The organism is Halolactibacillus sp. JCM 19043, from assembly GCF_001310395.1.
Lineage (GTDB): Bacteria > Bacillota > Bacilli > Bacillales > Amphibacillaceae > Halolactibacillus > Halolactibacillus miurensis.
The window spans coordinates 186,595-204,797 of the sequence record NZ_BAXD01000001.1 but is presented as its reverse complement, the minus strand read 5'-3'; the positions used below and the strand labels follow the sequence as shown (position 1 = coordinate 204,797).

Here is an 18,203-nt window from a genome sequence, read left to right as displayed (position 1 = left end):
CATCCTTTTCATGTCAATACGGCCCAAGCAATTGATGCCTGGACCGTCCCCATTATATTTTAAAACGATAGAGCTGTTCTTTTAGTCTGAGTGATAAACGTTCCAGTGTATGGGCCTGTTCATCTAACTCATCGACCGCTCGCTTTTGTTCTTCAATTGTTGCGGTTGTTTCTTCAATGCTTGCCGAACTTTCTTCACTAATATTCGCCACTTTTTTCACACTAGTATGAATCGACAGACTACTGGCATCCACTTGTTGTAATTGTGATTTCATCTGTTCAATGACATCATTTAGTTCTGTTACTTGGTCATGAATGGTTGTAAAGTTCGTTTTTGATTTTGTTAACTCCGCCATACCTTGACCTGTTTCTTTGACGGTTTCTTTTAGCGCTTCATTGACAAGACGTGATTCATTATTCATCTCAAGAATAACCGTCTCAATATCGACCGCCGCTTTTGAGACTTGATCGGCTAATTTGCGAATTTCATTCGCAACTACCGCAAAGCCTTTACCCGCTTCACCGGCTCGTGCTGACTCAATCGCTGCATTTAAAGCGAGAAGATTCGTTTGTTCGGTGATGTCATTAATGACAGAGGTTAAATCGACAACGGCTTTTGTTTTCGCTTCAAGTGACTGCATCCGACTATTGGCCGTTTCAACGTCTTGGTTAATATTTTTCATTTGCTTAAATGAATGATCCATTTGCGATAATCCATTAACCGACGATTGCTTCACTTTTTCAGAGAAACGTTTCAGTTGATCTGATTGCATAAGCATTGCTTCGGTTTCTTTTGTTAACGTATCTGTAAAGAGTGAGATATCCGCCGTTATTTGAGCTTGTTCTTCTGCTCCTTCAGCAATCGAGGTCATGACATCATTGAGCTGGGTCGTTCCTTCCGTTAAGGCACGACTTTCTAATGATAATTGTTTTGATTCACCATCTAAAGCATCCGCTTCTTTTGTCGTTGTTTTAACAAAATCACGTAAGTTCTCAACCATCGTTGAAATACTAGCCGCAAGAGTCCCCACTTCACCTGTAGCTTTTACATCAACCGCTTGATCCAATTCACCTTTTGCGATTGCTTCAGCTGTTTTGGCGAGTGAAATGATCGGCTTGGCTATTGAATGTGCTAACATCAGCGCCGTTAAAATAACAACCAGCAAAGTGACGCCTGCGACAATCAGAATAATTTGGCGTAATTCCGCGACTGGCGCTAAGGCTAAACTGGTCGGTTCTGTCACAATCAGTACCCAATCATTGCCTTGATAGTTTTGATAACCGCTACTTTTACTATAGCCAATCAAACTATCAATCCCGGTGCTTGAATCGGCGTGTACACTACCCACTTCCCCTTTTTCAAGGCTATTGATCCGTCTATATAACAGAGAATCCGGATCAAGTGAGGCTGTTTTCGTTTCACCTTCAACCGAGGCACTCGTTGTTGTGTCGGCCAATTGTTCACCTGCTTGATTGACTAACTCAACCGTCACAGTGTCACTGGCAATCTGATTGACTTCATCCCAAATGTAACGAATCGGGAAGGCTCCGCGTAAGACACCGTTATTATCCATCGGATAATAGATATATATCACTTGTTCACCTAAAGCGTCATCATATAAGGCGTCTGAGACAGTCACCTCAGAAGACGACGCTAACTCTATCGCAGGCAGTAGATTAGTCGATGCTTGTGAAGTATCTTCTATCACATTCCCGCTAGCATCGAACACCGTGAGGCGCTCGAAATAAACTTCTTCGCGAAGTGCTTTAATCAAGCTATTATTTCCGTCTGGGCTTGATATTAAGCGTTGTTGCAATACATTTAAATCGTATGTACGTTCATACATAAAACGGTCTAACTTTTCCATATGTATGTCGGATGTCGTTGCAACTTTTTCGCTTACTTCATCTGTTAAAGCTTCAGATGCTAACCAGTAAACCAGTCCACCTATCACAAAGATAGCCAGTAGCGAAACGATACTAAACGCCACTGTCAGTCGTTGTCTAATCCCCCTTCTGTTTTTCTGTTGGGTTATTTGATCTATCTTTCTTTTTGACGATGTCTTCTTTATTTTTTTCGACATACACCCACCCCTTTCATGTGAAACATTACACAATTATACATGAATTGTCACAAACATTAAATACTTTTTATACATTTTTTTAATATAAATACATCTAGCATCTACACGTCTTTCATTTGCTATTGACACATGTTTTTAAACCAAAGACTTTAAGCCTGTATTTGCTTCATTCCTCAGAATTTAAAAAATCATGACTTAGTAAGATGACTCATGCTATCATGTCCTTTTATTCCAGTCATTTTCATATGTGCTATACTGAGACTAACTAAGCGCATGCGACATATACCACCTCATAGTTTTTTGAAAGTTAAAGAAAGGGGAAACTGTTTTGAAAAATGTGAAAACCCGCCCATTAATCATAGTGTCTTTAACCATAAGTGCGACCACAATGGCATTTCATGCTTATAATCAGTTTAACGCTCGTGACATAGTTTATGGTGTCGTATTTACTGGTTTAGCTGTTTTTTTCATTGGCTTGGTTGTTGCGAGTGTGATTATAAATAAGACCCTTAAAATTGAAAATAACAAGAAAAAGAGTCAAAACCACTGACTCTTTTTCTTGTTTAACTATATTATATGCATGCGTACATATTAATAAATCGGCGTCGTATCTCCCGAGATATTCTCAAGTATTTCTTTGACATGTGACATAAACCTGCCACAGATCACGCCATCTAACACGCGGTGGTCAAGTGAGAGACATAAATTCACCATATCACGAGCAGCGAACATATCATTAATAATCACCGGACGCTTCACAATCGACTCGACTTGGAGAATGGCGGCTTGCGGATAATTGATGACACCCATGGACTGCACCGAACCGAATGTGCCGGTATTGTTTACGGTGAATGTTCCACCGGTCATGTCTTCTTTTGTTAATTGTCCGTGTTTCGCTTTATGGGCGAGCACATGGACATCTTTTGCGATGCCTTTGATACTTTTCTCATCGACATTCTTAATGACTGGGACATATAATTCTGTTTCATTTCCGACCGCAATCGATAAATTAATATCTTTGTGTTGGACAATCGTATCGCCTTGCCAAGAACTATTCAGTTCAGGGAACTTCTTTAGTGCTTTTGCGACAGCATTTAAAAAGAAAGAGAAATACGATAAGTTATAGCCTTCTTGTTCTTTAAACTTCGCTTTTTCAGCATTACGATAGTTCACTAAATTTGTCACATCGACTTCGATCATCATCCAGGCATGTGGAATTTCTGACGTTGCCCGGACCATGTTCTCAGCAATTGATTTTCTGATACCCGTCACTGGAATTTCACGATCCCCTTTAAATTCAGGACGCGGTGATTGTTTATTATTAGTAAAGTTATCCTGTGTCGCTGGTGTTTGTGTCGGTTGAGATAAATAAATGTCAGTTTGTTTCTCATTGGTCGTTTGTGATGTTTGTTTTTCTACAAAGACTTCAACATCTTTTCTTGTGATCCGACCATTTATCCCTGTCCCCGTGATAGCATTTAGATCAACACCGTGTTCACTCGCTAAACTTAAGACTTTCGGTGAATAACGTTTCTTCATCGATTGATTTTCCTGAGCGACAGACGGTTTTTGCTCTGTCGCTTTTGCTTCTGTTGCTTCGCTTTTAGGTGATTCTACTTCTTCTACCTCAATATGACAAAGAGGTGTTCCAACAGCGACCGTTTCCCCCTCTGTAACAAGGCACTCTTTAATAATGCCTTTAAAACTTGAAGGCACTTCAGCATTAACCTTATCAGTCATTACATCGACAAGCGGTTGATACAGATCGACTTCATCGCCGACGGAGACAAGCCATTGACTCACCGTTCCTTCAGTTACGCTTTCGCCGAGCTGCGGCATATTCATTGTTTTTAACGTCATGGTTTTCCCTCCTCTACTAGTACTGGGCGACTTCTAACATTTTTTCATACACTTTGTCCTCACTGACCATAAACGCTTTTTCTAGTGGGGGCGCATAAGGCATGGCTGGTACATTCGGTGCCGCTAATCTAAAAATAGGCGCATCGAGGTCAAACAAACAATGTTCCGCAATAATCGCTGAAACCTCACTAATGATACTGCCTTCTTTATTATCTTCCGTGATCAGTAAGACTTTACCTGTTTTTTTGGCCGCCTCAATAATGGCTTGTTCATCTAATGGATAGACCGTACGTAAATCTACCAGTCGACCTCGTAGCCTTGTGTTGCTAGCTTTTCGGCTGCTTTTTTACTAAACTCAACACATAAGCCATACGTAATAACGGTTAAGTCATCACCTTCTCTAACGGTATTGGCCTTGCCAATTTCGATCAAGACTTCTTCATCTGGAATATCTTCTTTTAGTAAGCGATATGCCTTTTTATGTTCAAAATACAGCACTGGATCAGGATCTCTAATAGCGGCTTTTAATAAACCTAAGGCATCCTTTGGTGAAGATGGCATGACGATTTTCAAGCCCGGTTGTGAAGCAAATAGAGCTTCAAGTGACTGCGAATGATACAACGCCCCGTGAACGCCGCCACCGTATGGGGCCCGAATAGTGATCGGACAACTCCAATCATTATTTGAACGGTAGCGCATTTTAGCAGCCTCTGAAATGATTTGATTGACGGCTGGTAAAATAAAATCAACGAATTGGATTTCAGCAATAGGTTTCATGCCGTACATACTTGCACCAATTCCCACACCTACAATCGCCGATTCAGCTAGAGGTGTATCGATGACCCTAGCTTCTCCAAATTCTTCATATAATCCTTCACTTGCTCGAAAGACGCCACCACGTTTACCGACGTCCTCTCCTAGTAGAAATACATCATCGTCTCGACGCATTTCTTCCTTCATTGCACGATTGATCGCTTCTATATAAGACATCACTGTCATATTGAACCCTCCTATTGGTGATACACACCATCAAATAATGTCTGTTCATCGGCATACGGTGCCTCATCTGCGTAGGTTGTTGCCTCATCTATTAAAGCTTTAATTTTTGATTCGTAACCTGATTCGAGTTCATCGGTTAAAATCCCTTGTTTTTTTAATTGTTGTCTAAAGATAATCAAACCATCTTTTTCCTTTGCAGCGTTAACTTCTTCTTTCGTACGGTATGTTAAATCATTATCATCACTTGAGTGTGGTGTTAAACGGTAACCGACTGCCTCAATCAATGATGGTCCTTCTCCGTTTAACGCTCTTTCTCTTGCTGCTTTTACGGCTGTATAAACAGCAACTGGATCATTCCCATCAACCGTCTCACCGTGAATACCATAACCGAGGGCGCGGTCAGAAATTTTTGCGCAATTCACTTGTTGCTCAATCCCACAAGAGATGGCATATTGATTATTCTCAACCATAACGATGACAGGCAAATCATGGACACTCGCAAAGTTTAAACCTTCATGAAAATCACCTTGGTTACTAGAGCCTTCTCCAAGTGTCACAAAGCTGACAGCCGGTTGTTGTTTCATCTTTAATGCAAGGGCCATACCGACAGCATGGGGTACCTGTGTTGTCACTGGAGATGATCCTGACAGCATATTCAATTTTCGGTGACCAAAGTGCCCTGGCATTTGTCTACCACCCGAATTAGGATCTTCTGCTTTTGCGAAAGCTTGTAAAAATAACTCTTTAACGGTCATGCCCATCGTCAACACAACACCTACATCGCGGTAATATGGGGCGGTATAGTCAACACCTTTTGCTAAGGCAAAACTACTCGCAACTTGCATCGCTTCTTGTCCTTGACATGAGACGACAAAGGGAATTTTCCCTGAACGGTTCAGTAACCACATCCGCTCATCACTGCGTCTTGCTAATAACATATAATAAAACATATCTAATAGCTGTCGATCTGTTAATATTTGATTTTTTTCTGACATCGTGTCATCCTCCTTCAACATGCTAAATATGCACCGGTTGATCCATTGCTAAAAGACTAGCTTCTGCGATTGCTTCAGATAATGAAGGATGCGGGTGTACCGTCTCCCCTAATTCATCAATGGATGCATTTAATACGAGTGCCATTCCCGCTTCAGAAATGAGTTCTGTTGCCTTTTCGCCAATAATAGAAACACCAAGACAATCGCGTGTTTGTTGATCAATCACTAGCTTTACAAACCCATTTGTCTCATCTGAAATAATCGCTTTTCCTATTGCTTGGAATGGAAACTTTACTGTTTTCACATCCGCAAACTGATTTTTCGCTTCTTCTTCAGTTAAACCGACGGTGGCTACTTCTGGTGAAGCATAGACACAGCTAGGAATATAGTGAAGTGGGGTTAAATCAACTTTTTCATCAAACATATGCTTAACCGCGAGCTTTCCTTCGGCACTGGCCACATGTGCGAGTTGTTTGCCACCGATACAATCCCCAACAGCATAAATATGTGACTCTTTTGTTTGAAAATGTTCATTCACCTCGATAAAACCCACCTTGTCGGTCGTAATATTCGTATTACTAAGACCGAGTTGGTCGGTATTAGCCACCCGTCCGACACTGACAAGTACATGACTTGATGATACGGTAAATGTTTCATCGTCTTTCATGCCTGTCAAAACACATGTGTCTTCCTGTACTTTCGTGTCGGTCACATTAGCATTTAGATGCACGGTTAAGCCGCGTTGTTTTAATTGATTTAACACTTCTTGTTGAATATCGTGATCAAACCCAGGTAACAGTGCTCCTTCTCGTTCAATCAGCGTAACCGGTACATCAAAGTCAAGCATCATCGATGCCCACTCCACACCAATCACACCCCCACCCACAATCGTAAGCGATGTCGGTAAGTCATCAAGGTCAAGTAAATCATCGGACGTTAAGATGTGTTGATGATCAATGGGTAATTGACTCACTTCTCTCGGCCGTGCGCCTGTCGCAATTAAAACATTCTTCCCTATTAATGTTTCATTCGCGTCTTCCATTTCTACTGAGACGGCACCAGCCATTGGAGAAAAAATCGACGGACCGAGCAACCTGGCCACGCCTTTATACACATCTACTCGATGTTTTTTCATCAACTGTTGTACCCCCTGATACAATTTATCAACGACGTTATTTTTGCGTTCGAATGCTTCAACGTAATTTAAAGCAAGTTCTTTTACCTTCACACCAAAACGCCCACATTTTTTTACTGTTTGAAATACTTCTGCGCTCTTTAGTAGTGCTTTTGTTGGGATACACCCTTTATGAAGGCAGGTCCCACCTAACTTTTCTTTCTCTACTAAGGCGACAGTTTTACCTAATTGTCGGGCATGAATCGCAGATATATAGCCACCCATACCACCACCCAGTATGACTAGGTCATAATTTTTTGACATAAAAAGACTCCTTTTAATATAAGATTTATAGCACCTCATACATGTTTCATCATAGCGCTTTATTATATAATTTTCAAGATGTAATTATAATTAGATATTAGTACCTGGTTATATAACAATCACTTTTCAAGCTATTAACGGCAAAAAAACATCCGTCTATTCCTATTAGGACAGACGGATGTCTTTCACATCAGCTTACATTTAATTGTTTTCAAAAAATACTTTGTAGAGTGATTGAACCGCGCGATTCACACCCTCTTCTTTAATACCAAACATCATCGATACCTCTGAAGATCCTTGATTGATCATCTCTAAATTAACATGGGCTTCTTCAAAAGCTTTTGTCGCTTTTGCGGCGGTTCCTACAAAGCTATGCATGCCCTCACCAACAATCATAATAAGCGCAAGACCGCGGTCAATATAAACTGTATCGGGTTTTAGTTCTTTATTGATTCGGTTAATGACAATCGCTTCTTTTTCTTCTGTCAGTTGATTCGCTCGAATAATAACGGATAAATCATCAATTCCTGAAGGCGTATGTTCAAATGAAATGCCTTCATCTTCTAAGATATTAAGTAACCGTCGGCCAAAACCAATTTCGCGGTTCATTAAATACTTACTTACATATAGACTCACAAACCCTGCGTCACTCGCAATACCAACAACGGCTTGATTCACATCTTTTTTCTCACTAACAATCATTGTGCCTTTGGCAGTTGGGTTATTCGTATTTTTGATACAGACAGGAATCTTTTCTTTAAAAGCTGGAATGAGTGCTTCGGCATGGAAGACTGAAAAGCCTGCATAGGATAATTCACGCATTTCTTTATACGTCAACGACGTAATTTCTTTTGGATTATTGACAATCTGGGGGTTCACACAATAAACAGAGTCAACATCGGTGAAATTCTCATATAAATCAGCTTTCACACCCGCTGCGACAATCGAACCGGTTATATCACTGCCTCCGCGAGAGAAAGTGACTAATTTCCCTTCTTTAGTATATCCGAAAAAGCCTGGAATGACAGCAATGTCTTCACTGTCTCGTAACCGATGAATCAGCTCAAAGCTCTCATCTAGGATTTGAGCACTACCAGGTTGATCACTTAAAATGAGACCCGCTTCTTTTGGATTAACATAACGAGCGTGAATACCTAATGATTGTAAGTATTCGCTTAATATTTTAGCAAGCGAGTCTTCTCCAATGGCTTTAATGGCATCGAGTTTTGAAGCAAGATCATTACCATCGTTAAAGATTTTTTCTACTTGCGACTGAATATCCGCTAACACAACTTTCGATAGCTGTAGTTCTTCTAAAATGGCATCAAAACGATCTAATACATTTTGAAGTGGCGCCTCATGTGATTGACCGAGACGATACGCCTCCCCTAGTTCAATGAGTAAATCAGTGACTTTCATATCATCACTATTTCTTTTTCCCGGCGCAGAGACGACAATGATACGTCGATCGTCATCTGCTTGAATAATATTGGCTACTTTTTTTTAATTGCTCAGCATTTGCGACTGAACTTCCCCCGAATTTTGCTACTTTCATCTCTTTAACATCTCCAATAATCTTTATAATAGTATAAATATTATCATATATGCGCAGAAATTGTTATAGTAAAATTCAGATTATTTGAATTTTTTTATGTAGCACCCGACTAACTAGCTTTATATTTTAAACGCAAATGATCCGCGACCATCGCAATAAATTCAGAATTGGTCGGTTTCGCCTTATTCGCATGAACGGTATAACCGAATAAATCTGTGATTGAATCGATATTCCCCCTTGCCCAAGCCACTTCAATCGCGTGTCTAATCGCACGTTCCACTCGCGAAGGTGTTGTATTAAATTTTTTGGCGATATCCGGATACAAAATTTTCGTAATGGAGCTAGTAATTCGATATCATGAAAAATCATCGTAATGGCTTCACGTAAATACATATAACCTTTAATATGAGCTGGAACACCGACTTCATGAATAATATTGGTAATACTTGCTTCTAAATCAAATGTTTTACGGTTATGGTCTGGTAATTTGCTTGTATTGCGTTTCATTTCATTAAAACCTTGAACCGCTTGAATTTTATGCTCTAACTGCTCAAAGTCAAACGGCTTAAGGATAAAATAACTCGCGCCTAATTCACTCGCTCGCTTCATCACATCTTCTTGACCAAATGCCGTCAACATAATGACCTGTGGCTTCTTCTTCAAGCGCATCGATTGAATCGCTTCCAGCACACTAATACCGTCCATTTGTGGCATAATAATATCTAATAACACGACATCTGGTTCCATGTCTTTGACTAGCTGGACACCTTCTTCACCATTATTGGCAACGCCTAACACATCATAACCTTGTCTTTCAGAGAAATATTCTTCAAGCATCTCTGTTAAAGCCAGATTATCATCAATAAACACCACTTCTGTTTGTTTCATCACTTTTTCCTCCTTTTTACGATGTAAACCACATGTTAATTTCGACATCGCGAATGAAATTCCTGCATCTTTTAATAAACTTCCTAAAACTTGCTAAAAGAAGTAACTATTCGACAAAAATAGACAAGCCATGTGGCTTGTCTATTTCTATTATGCTGCTTCTTCTTGATGTTGTTGTTGGACACTTAACATCCATTCTAAATGGACGCCATATCCTTTTAGTGGATCGTTGACAAACACATGCGTCACTGCACCAATCAGCTTTCCATTTTGAATAATCGGACTACCACTCATCCCTTGCACAATTCCGCCTGTTTTTTCAATCAGGCGTTCATCGGTCAACTTAATAATAAAACTTTTAATCGCTGGTGTCGTTTGTTCGGACACATCAATCACTTCACACGTAAAGCGTTCGATTTTCTCACCTGAAATAACCGTGAGAAATTCAGCTGGTCCAACTTCAACCTCACTCGGTTTAGCGACAGGTATGGGATCTAACCCGAGAATGGCACCATTGACTTCGGTTAATTCACCAAATATACCAAACACTGAGTGTTGACGAATGGCACCTAATACACCTTTTTCAGCCAAAAAATGCGCTTCTTTTTCTCCTGGTTCATTTTTGGCACTTTTATTTATCCGATCAACAAATGAGTAAAAAATCAAACCTTCCTCCACATTCTCTGTTTGTTGATCTAACGGATAAATATTATGACCTAAACCACCATAACTCTTTGTTTCAGGATCAATATACGTCAGTGTACCAACACCTGATAACTGGTCTTGGATTAACAGACCCAGTCGTGATACATCTTGATCATCTTGGATGGGTGTTAAATGAATCGCGATTTTTTCTCCTTTTCTTAATAATTCCATTGTTAAGTCTTTTTCTTCAGGTAACGCTTTTAAAGATGTCGTGACATCAGACATTTTTCGTATATCTGTTCCGTTGATGGATACAATAATATCACCAACTTCACAACCAGCGTCTTTTGCTGGTGAGACTTTTTCGTTATTGTAGGATAATTCTTCAAATCCAACAATAACTACCCCACTGCCTTCAATTTGCATGCCAATCGATTGTCCTGAAGGAATAAGTTGTTGGCTTATTTGTCTCACCTTGGTTGTTAATGCCGGTACATCATTTTGAGCTAAAGTCACATCAACAACCGTAAATGTTCCTGCCTCCTTTTCATTTTTTTGACTTAATTGGGACCGTGGCAGACTTTCCGCATGAATCGTTAAAGCCATTGGAAACACCATGGTTAGCACCGTTAAAAAAACAAAGAGTGCTAAATTTAAAACGTTTGATCATGTCATCCTCTCCTTTCAATTTGATACGACTAGCTTACGTCAAAATGACGTGTTGTACTCATTGTAATGTTAAGTAAAGCTAGCAGGAATTACTAAGAGAGATGAGAATAGCGTAGATATGTCGAAGACAATAACGTTACAGGCATGATGGATACTGCTTTTTCGTGCATCATCCTTCATTAAAAAAAAAAACCTTACCACTAGAGTGATAAGGCTTAGTCGCGTTGTTTCTTATAATCAGTGGCATAATCGATAAGTGATAGCGCATGCGCGCGTGACGTATCAGTAATTTCTTTCCCTGTCATCATCCGAGCCAATTCATCGGTTCGTTGCTCGAGAGCTAATTCAGTTACTGTTGTATACGTGTGATGATCTGTTTGTTGTTTTTCAATTAATATGTGTGTATCTGCCATTGCGGCGACTTGAGGTAAGTGCGTAATACAGAGCACTTGTGAACCGTCAGCAATCGAGCCGATTTTTTCGGCAATGGCCTGAGCGACACGTCCGCTTACACCTGTATCCACTTCATCAAAAATCACACTAGTCATACCTTGATGTTTTGCGAAAATTTTCTTTAATGCTAACATAATTCGAGATAATTCGCCACCAGAGGCGACTTTATTTAACGGTTTTATCGGTTCACCAGGATTTGTTGACAGTAAAAACTGAACATGATCATTGCCATTTGGCGCTATTTTTACTTGATCAATGTAGTCCTCTCTTAATTGACTTAAGTCTTGTTTTTTCGTGATTTCTACTTGAAAATCGGCTTTTTCAAGATAAAGGTCAGCTAATTCTTGTCTGATCGCTATTTCTATTGCTTCTTTTGCTTTTATACGTAAATCATGTAAATGTTCTGCTTCAAGTGCCGCATCACGCACTTTATCTTCGACTTCTTTTTTCAGTCGGGTAAGCGAACCGTCACGGTCTTCTAGTTGATCAATCTCATCGCTAATTTTCGCTTGATACTCTAACATGTCATTCACGCTTGTCCCGTATTTGCGCATGAGACGGTGCAACTCATTTAAACGTGCCTCAATAAAATTTAACCGCTCAGGATTGAATTCAAATTGATCTAAGTAATCACGTAATTGGTAGGTCACATCTTCAATCATATAAAAAGCTTCCATGTAGGTGTTTTTAACCTCTGCTAAGCCAGTATCAAATTCACTTGCATCTAATAGTGATGTCTGCGCCATCGCCAGCCAATCATTCGCTCGTTGCTCAGTTGACAGCGCTTTATAAGCTTCTGTCACACCCGCATATATTTTTTCAGCATGACTCAGTTTTTCTCGCTCTTCATTTAACTCAACGTCTTCATCAGGCACAAGTTCAGCTTGTTGCAGTTCATTTAATTGGAAGGTTAATAAATCTAACCGCTGAATGATCTGTTGTTCATTCGTCTGTAAGTGCATTAAGCGATCTTTTATTATCTTCCACTGACGGTACATATCTTGATATTCCAATAACGCTTGACCAATACCTTCTTGGTCAAACAAATCTAGTAAGTCAATATGCAGCTCTTGATTCATCAACGATTGAGTTTCGTGTTGCGTATGAATATCAATTAAAACCCGGCCAAATTCTTTTAAAATCGCTAGTGTGACAAGTGATCCATTCACGCGACAAATACTTTTACCTGAATGTGAAATCGTTCGGTGAAGAATGATCATCTCTTCATCAATTTCAACGCCATAGCTTTCAGCAATTTTATAGACGGGGTGCTTTAGATTGTCAATCGTAAATAACCCTTCTAACGAAGCTTTTTTTGCGCCATGTCTGACAAATTCAACCGAGCCTCTGCCACCGGCTAATAATTGAATCGCATCAATAATAATGGATTTACCTGCACCGGTTTCTCCTGTTAAGACCGTTAATCCTTCTTTAAATGGGATCTGTAATTGATCAATAATCGCAAAATCTTTAATCGATAATTCCCTCAGCAATCTGAATCACTCCCAACTCCATGTTTACAACATCGCTAAAAAACGTTGTTCTATTTCATCCGTCACGTCAACATCCCGGCAAATAACGAGAATCGTATCATCGCCACAAATCGACCTAGTACTTCCGGCCAATCGAGGTTATCTATTAGCGCACCAAGCGCATTCGCATTACCTGGCAATGTTTTTATTACGAGAAAATGCGTCGCTTTATCTATCCTTACAAATGCATCACGCATAAGGCGTTTTAACTTTTCTAAAGGATTAAAGCGTTGATCCGCTGGTAAGCTATATTTATAATGTCCTTCTGATGTTGGCACTTTAACTAAGTGCAATTCTTTAATGTCACGCGAAATCGTTGCTTGGGTTACCGGATAACCTTCTTCTCGCAAAGCATCAACCAGTTCATCTTGTGTTTCAATCTCATGATTTGTAATGTATTCTCTAATTTTAATATGACGTTGTCCTTTATTCATGGCTCTCCGACCTTTCTCACTAATGTGTAAGGGATTGATGAGCAGCTTTTACTGTCTGTTCAATCAACTCATGTACCTCAAGGGTTGTTTCATTTGTTGCTGTCCTTTTAATATGCGCTAAAAATTCAATATTACCATCGCCACCTGTAATAGGTGAGAAAGTAAGGTCGCAAACAGTAAAACCTTCAGCCATCATAAAAAGAAGCGTTCTTTCTAACACATCCTGATGAACCGAAGCGTCTCTAACAATGCCTTTTTTACCCACTTGATGTTTACCTGCTTCAAATTGCGGTTTTATTAAGACGACAGCTTCACCTTGCATTAATAAAATATCTTTAAGCGGCGGGATAATCAATTTTAACGAAATAAATGACACATCAATTGTCGCAAAATCTGGTAAGCCTTCTTTGAATAAATCCGGTGTCGCATGACGGAAATTCGTTCGTTCCATGACAACAACACGAGGATCATTTCGTAACTTCCACGCGAGTTGATTATAGCCGACATCTAAAGCATAACTTAATTTTGCCCCATTCATTAAGGCACAATCGGTAAAACCACCCGTCGATGACCCGATATCAAGCATGATCCGATTCGTTAAATCAATATCAAAGTAAGTTAACGCTTTCTCTAACTTTAATCCTCCACGTCCAACATATGGCATCACTTGACCTTTTACAGCAAGTGGAATATCTTCACTTACTTTGACTCCCGGTTTGTCTAAACGTTCTGTCTCCGAGTAAACCAAGCCAGCCATTACCGTTCGTTTAGCCTTTTCTCTCGTTTCACATAGTCCTCTTTCTACGAGTAACACATCTAAACGTACTTTCTTAGCTTTCATAACATCGTTCCTTTTCTATGATCTCTCACACTTATTTCTTAATTAATTTTATCTTAAAGCGATGGTCCATAAAGGCCAATACTTTCCCTGCCACTAAAATAATGTTCGTCGCAAAGGTAATGGCAACTGATTTACCAATGGCTTTTCCTCCGACCGTTAAAGCAGCAACGACACTGGTCATAAAAACATTGATCGTGATTTGGATCAGACTACCTTCACCATACCCAAAGAGCCGAGCTAATTGTAACACAACAATCGCTGATGCCGTTCCACTAATGACACCGGAAATATCACCGACAACGTCATTACAAAAACTTGCAAAACGGTCCGCATTCCTCACGATTAATACCGCTTCTTTTGCTCCATACACCTTTTCTGCGGCCATCGCATGAAAGGGCGTTTCAATCGCAGCTGTCGACGCAACCCCGAGTGTATCAAATAACACCCCAAGTAACACAATCGAAAAGACAATGAAAATGCCAATAACCCACCCTACACCACCTAAAACAGATGATGAAATAAACTGAAAAAATTGCCGCTAACACAAAGGTGATAACGGCAATACTTATACTAAATTTTAACGATTTTTTAAGTTGCGATGATGACTTCGCCATGTAAATCCTACCTCACTCATAAAAATTATGTAATGGAATGGTCATTTATTAAGTAAAAACTGCGGCTTAGGTCCAGTAGGTTTTCCCAAGTACAAACCAGATGTTGCCATCTTGGCGGTTCCCCTTTAATTGCACCTTAACAACGTCACCGCTTGCTAGACTGGATTGCCACTTAGCGCGCACTATAATCCCTAATAAATGTCTTATGAACAGTCTAGGAGTTTTCCTCAACAACTCTTAACCGTTTCCTAGCCTCTTTTGCAACACCAATTTCATACAGACGGCCAACCTTATTTAGTGGCCACCTAAATAATAGTTAACGATTTGCTGTAATCCCCTCGGTAATCACTCAAGGCAGGCTACGCTGTCAGTTGGCATCCCAATTGATCCACTTAACAGGTTCATACCCCATTCCGCCATGCTTTTAGCTAAAAAGGCACGACAGAGATGGGCCTCCGCGGAAGTAGGGTCAACGCCCACATGCCATTGTGGATCGCCCTACAACCTTAACTTCCAGCACCGACCCAAGCTGGGCGCCTCAAGCCGACACAAGAAACTTCATCGATGTGCCCTTTGGCAGATTTTTAGCCCTGCCTTCAGAAACGGAGAATCGACTAGAATACTGCACCATTCCCATTATCTTAAGTATATCAAAAAAAATAATGTTTGACCATTGTTTGACGTTTATTATTTTATACGGTGCGTTCACTAAGCGAAATAATAAACTGAGCCAATGGCGTTTGTAATACACCGGCAAAATCGAGTTGTTTTTTTGTTTCGTCTACAAACTTTTGTTTTTCTTTAATCGCCCCGTCTAAGCCTAGTAACTTTGGATACGTACTTTTATCGTTTAAAACGTCACTGCCTACTTTTTTGCCGAGTGCTGTTTCATCACCAATAATATCTAAAATGTCATCTTGAATTTGAAAAGTGAGTCCGATTGCTGTCGCTGCTTTTTTCATCGCTTCTATGACTTCCATCGGTTGATGACTTAAAAACGCCCCCATTTCTAACGCATAGATGAGCAACTGTCCCGTTTTTAAATCATGCACTTCTTCTAACTGGTCCAGTGAAATATCTGTTTGTTCATAACTTAGATCATACATCTGACCACCGACCATACCTAATGGTCCACTGACTTCACTTAACCGTTTTAATGCATAAACTTTTTCTTCGGCTGACAGCTGTGTAGCGTCACTTATCAGCTGAAACTATACGTTAGTAAAGCATCTCCTGCTAAAATTGCGGTGGCTTCATCAAATTGTTTATGGTTGGTTAATTTTCCGCGACGATAATCGTCATTATCCATTGCGGGAAGGTCGTCATGAATCAATGAATACGTATGCACACATTCTAATGCTAACGCAACTGGTCGTACTTTTTCAACATCTGCACCAAAGGCGTCTGCTGTTAACATCATTAACACCGGACGTACTCGCTTACCACCAACGGTCAGTGAATAACTCATGGCTGCTTTGATACGTGTGTTCATCGTGACATCATCAAATAATGTTGATAATTGCTGATCGATTATGTCCTTATATTCCCTTACTTTGTGATTAGGCGTGATCGTCATGTGTTTTCTCCATCAGACGGGAACGGTTGTGATTGATCATTTTCATCGATTAATTCAACGACTTGTTCCTCAACTGATTTTAATCGTTCATCACACCACTTCGATAACGCAATCCCTTTTTGATAGTAATCAAGGGCTTCTTCAAGTGGCACATCTGCTGCTTCAAGTTTTGTCACAATCGTTTCTAATTCTTTTAACACTTCATCAAATTTACGTTCTTGTGTCATGTTTTAACCTCTTTCAACTCATTTTCATCAACATTTACTTCAATTATTATCCGATTGGTTATCTATTTTTTGAACCACTGCCTCAATCTTACCTTCTGCCAGTTTTATGTTTACTGTTTCACCAACTTGCACGTCTTGAGACGATTTAACCAATGAAGCATTTCCTTTGTAAATTAAACTATAGCCTCGCTGCATCGTTTTTAACGGACTAATTAATTCCAGCGCTTCCATTACTCGAAAGAAACGGTGTTTGTTTTTTTCTACGTGATGGAGAATTGATTTATCAAGTGCTTGATTTAACCGCGTGACGTCTTGGTGATGGCGTGTTACTTTATCACGAAGTGATATTTTTCCTAACCGGTGTGCAAGGTGGTCATGTGTTGTTTGATTCGCTGCGAGTACATGTTTCGTTGCACGAGAGAGCCGCTCTAATAGTTGATCTAACTGTTGGTCTTTTTCAAAGATCAATTTTTTCGGATACTTAAAAGCATAACTTGCTTTTAAACGCGCTACCTGCTCTTTTTTCGACAACAACTGCTCATCTATTTGTCTTTGAAGACGTGAATATGCGTCATTCACGTTCTGCTTTATCTGCGTAAGCTCCGGCACCGCTTTTACCGCTGCGCCTGTTGGTGTTGGTGCGCGGTAATCACTGACAAAATCGGTCATCGTAAAATCGGTTTCGTGCCCAACACCTGAAATTACCGGAATCTCTGACGAAAACACGGCTCGTGCGACATCTTCTTCATTAAATGGCCATAAATCTTCAATAGAGCCACCACCACGACCTAAAATAATGACATCGGCCTGATGATGATCATTCACTTCCTTCAGGCGTTTCACGATATCTTCTTTCGCATTCGCTCCTTGGACAAGTGTTTGATATACCGTAACCTTAGCAATCGGATAACGTGCCTTTAAAGTCGATAGAATGTCTCTTACAGCGGCGCCCGTTCTTGCGGTTAACACCGCGATGTGCTCAGGATACGGTGGAATCATTTTTTTATGCGCTGGATCAAATAATCCTTCACGCTCTAATTTTTCCTTTAGTTGTTCAAAAGCCAAGTGTAATGCCCCAACACCATCCGGTTGCATCTCTTGGATATACAGTTGATATTTTCCTTGGACTTCATAGACACTTACTTCTCCTCGCACAATAACGTCCATACCATTTTCAGGTGTGAACGTTAGTTGTCTGTTATAGCCTTGGAACATGACGGCTTGAATTTGTGCGCCTTGGTCTTTGATCGTTAAGTACATATGACCACGATTATGGTGTTTAAAATTAGAGATTTCACCTTTTAACCAAAAAGATTTTAAGTGCTGATCGGTTTCGAATTTATGTTTAATATAACGGGTGAGTGCTGTCACCGTTAATATTTTGTTCGTCATAT

The 18,203-nt window shown here is 40.0% G+C and carries 12 protein-coding genes and 5 pseudogenes; 1 reads left to right on the top strand and 16 read right to left on the bottom strand.

Annotated features, from left to right (window positions below):
* Nucleotides 1-52: 52 nt before the first annotated feature.
* Complete coding sequence (locus JCM19043_RS01105) at nt 53-2,083, bottom strand: methyl-accepting chemotaxis protein (RefSeq protein WP_082394357.1); 2,031 nt, start codon at nt 2,081-2,083, stop codon at nt 53-55.
* A 328-nt stretch (nt 2,084-2,411) separates the two neighbouring features.
* Between JCM19043_RS01105 and JCM19043_RS01100 the strand changes: the two genes are divergently transcribed.
* The gene (locus JCM19043_RS01100) at nt 2,412-2,633 is read left to right on the top strand and encodes a hypothetical protein (protein WP_062319227.1); all 222 of its coding nucleotides are present in this window, start codon (nt 2,412-2,414) and stop codon (nt 2,631-2,633) included.
* A 41-nt stretch (nt 2,634-2,674) separates the two neighbouring features.
* On the opposite strand, the gene JCM19043_RS01095 is transcribed toward JCM19043_RS01100, so the two are convergent.
* The 15 genes and pseudogenes from JCM19043_RS01095 to xseA all read right to left on the bottom strand — a co-directional run bounded on the left by JCM19043_RS01095 (nt 2,675) and on the right by xseA (nt 18,201).
* Nucleotides 2,675-3,943, bottom strand: coding sequence for a dihydrolipoamide acetyltransferase family protein (locus tag JCM19043_RS01095; RefSeq protein ID WP_062319225.1), 1,269 nt, complete (start codon nt 3,941-3,943; stop codon nt 2,675-2,677).
* A 16-nt stretch (nt 3,944-3,959) separates the two neighbouring features.
* A pseudogene (locus tag JCM19043_RS01090) lies at nt 3,960-4,942 on the bottom strand (alpha-ketoacid dehydrogenase subunit beta).
* Between the two features lie 11 nt (nt 4,943-4,953).
* Nucleotides 4,954-5,937, bottom strand: coding sequence for a thiamine pyrophosphate-dependent dehydrogenase E1 component subunit alpha (locus tag JCM19043_RS01085; RefSeq protein WP_062319223.1), 984 nt, complete (start codon nt 5,935-5,937; stop codon nt 4,954-4,956).
* A 22-nt stretch (nt 5,938-5,959) separates the two neighbouring features.
* On the bottom strand, nt 5,960-7,375 hold the full coding sequence (gene lpdA, locus JCM19043_RS01080; protein ID WP_062319221.1) for a dihydrolipoyl dehydrogenase: 1,416 nt from the start codon (nt 7,373-7,375) through the stop codon (nt 5,960-5,962).
* 201 nt (nt 7,376-7,576) lie between these two features.
* Nucleotides 7,577-8,930: pseudogene (locus JCM19043_RS01075) on the bottom strand (aspartate kinase).
* Between the two features lie 109 nt (nt 8,931-9,039).
* Nucleotides 9,040-9,818, bottom strand: a pseudogene (gene spo0A / locus JCM19043_RS01070) (sporulation transcription factor Spo0A).
* A gap of 150 nt (nt 9,819-9,968) precedes the next feature.
* On the bottom strand, nt 9,969-11,081 hold the full coding sequence (gene spoIVB / locus JCM19043_RS01065; protein WP_082394356.1) for a SpoIVB peptidase: 1,113 nt from the start codon (nt 11,079-11,081) through the stop codon (nt 9,969-9,971).
* 266 nt (nt 11,082-11,347) lie between these two features.
* Entirely contained in the window at nt 11,348-13,078 is a 1,731-nt protein-coding gene (gene recN, locus JCM19043_RS01060; protein ID WP_062319217.1) for a DNA repair protein RecN, read from the bottom strand.
* A gap of 24 nt (nt 13,079-13,102) precedes the next feature.
* Nucleotides 13,103-13,551 (bottom strand): annotated as a pseudogene (gene ahrC, locus JCM19043_RS01055) (transcriptional regulator AhrC/ArgR).
* Nucleotides 13,552-13,570: 19 nt separating this feature from the next.
* Entirely contained in the window at nt 13,571-14,392 is an 822-nt protein-coding gene (locus JCM19043_RS01050; RefSeq protein ID WP_062319215.1) for a TlyA family RNA methyltransferase, read from the bottom strand.
* A gap of 31 nt (nt 14,393-14,423) precedes the next feature.
* A pseudogene (locus JCM19043_RS01045) lies at nt 14,424-15,006 on the bottom strand (hypothetical protein).
* Between the two features lie 692 nt (nt 15,007-15,698).
* Complete coding sequence (locus JCM19043_RS17955; protein WP_255349914.1) at nt 15,699-16,127, bottom strand: polyprenyl synthetase family protein; 429 nt, start codon at nt 16,125-16,127, stop codon at nt 15,699-15,701.
* Nucleotides 16,128-16,207: 80 nt separating this feature from the next.
* Nucleotides 16,208-16,582, bottom strand: a complete 375-nt coding sequence (locus JCM19043_RS17950; RefSeq protein ID WP_255349913.1) for a polyprenyl synthetase family protein — start codon at nt 16,580-16,582, stop codon at nt 16,208-16,210.
* Nucleotides 16,579-16,809, bottom strand: a complete 231-nt coding sequence (gene xseB / locus JCM19043_RS01035; RefSeq protein ID WP_062319212.1) for an exodeoxyribonuclease VII small subunit — start codon at nt 16,807-16,809, stop codon at nt 16,579-16,581. Before xseB ends, JCM19043_RS17950 begins: the two co-directional genes overlap by 4 nt.
* Nucleotides 16,810-16,848: 39 nt before the next feature.
* Entirely contained in the window at nt 16,849-18,201 is a 1,353-nt protein-coding gene (gene xseA / locus JCM19043_RS01030; protein ID WP_062319210.1) for an exodeoxyribonuclease VII large subunit, read from the bottom strand.
* Nucleotides 18,202-18,203 lie beyond the last annotated feature (2 nt).

Bases quoted from the DNA above. Each gene is read 5' to 3' on its own strand.
- JCM19043_RS01105 (WP_082394357.1), bottom strand. From the start codon at position 2,083: ATGTCGAAAAAAATAAAGAAGACATCGTCAAAAAGAAAGATAGATCAA.
- JCM19043_RS01095 (WP_062319225.1), bottom strand. From the start codon at position 3,943: ATGACGTTAAAAACAATGAATATGCCGCAGCTCGGCGAAAGCGTAACT.
- JCM19043_RS01085 (WP_062319223.1), bottom strand. From the start codon at position 5,937: ATGTCAGAAAAAAATCAAATATTAACAGATCGACAGCTATTAGATATG.
- lpdA (WP_062319221.1), bottom strand. From the start codon at position 7,375: ATGTCAAAAAATTATGACCTAGTCATACTGGGTGGTGGTATGGGTGGC.
- spoIVB (WP_082394356.1), bottom strand. From the start codon at position 11,081: ATGGTGTTTCCAATGGCTTTAACGATTCATGCGGAAAGTCTGCCACGG.
- JCM19043_RS01050 (WP_062319215.1), bottom strand. From the start codon at position 14,392: ATGAAAGCTAAGAAAGTACGTTTAGATGTGTTACTCGTAGAAAGAGGA.
- JCM19043_RS17955 (WP_255349914.1), bottom strand. From the start codon at position 16,127: ATGGTCGGTGGTCAGATGTATGATCTAAGTTATGAACAAACAGATATT.
- JCM19043_RS17950 (WP_255349913.1), bottom strand. From the start codon at position 16,582: ATGACGATCACGCCTAATCACAAAGTAAGGGAATATAAGGACATAATC.
- xseB (WP_062319212.1), bottom strand. From the start codon at position 16,809: ATGACACAAGAACGTAAATTTGATGAAGTGTTAAAAGAATTAGAAACG.
- xseA (WP_062319210.1), bottom strand. From the start codon at position 18,201: ATGACGAACAAAATATTAACGGTGACAGCACTCACCCGTTATATTAAA.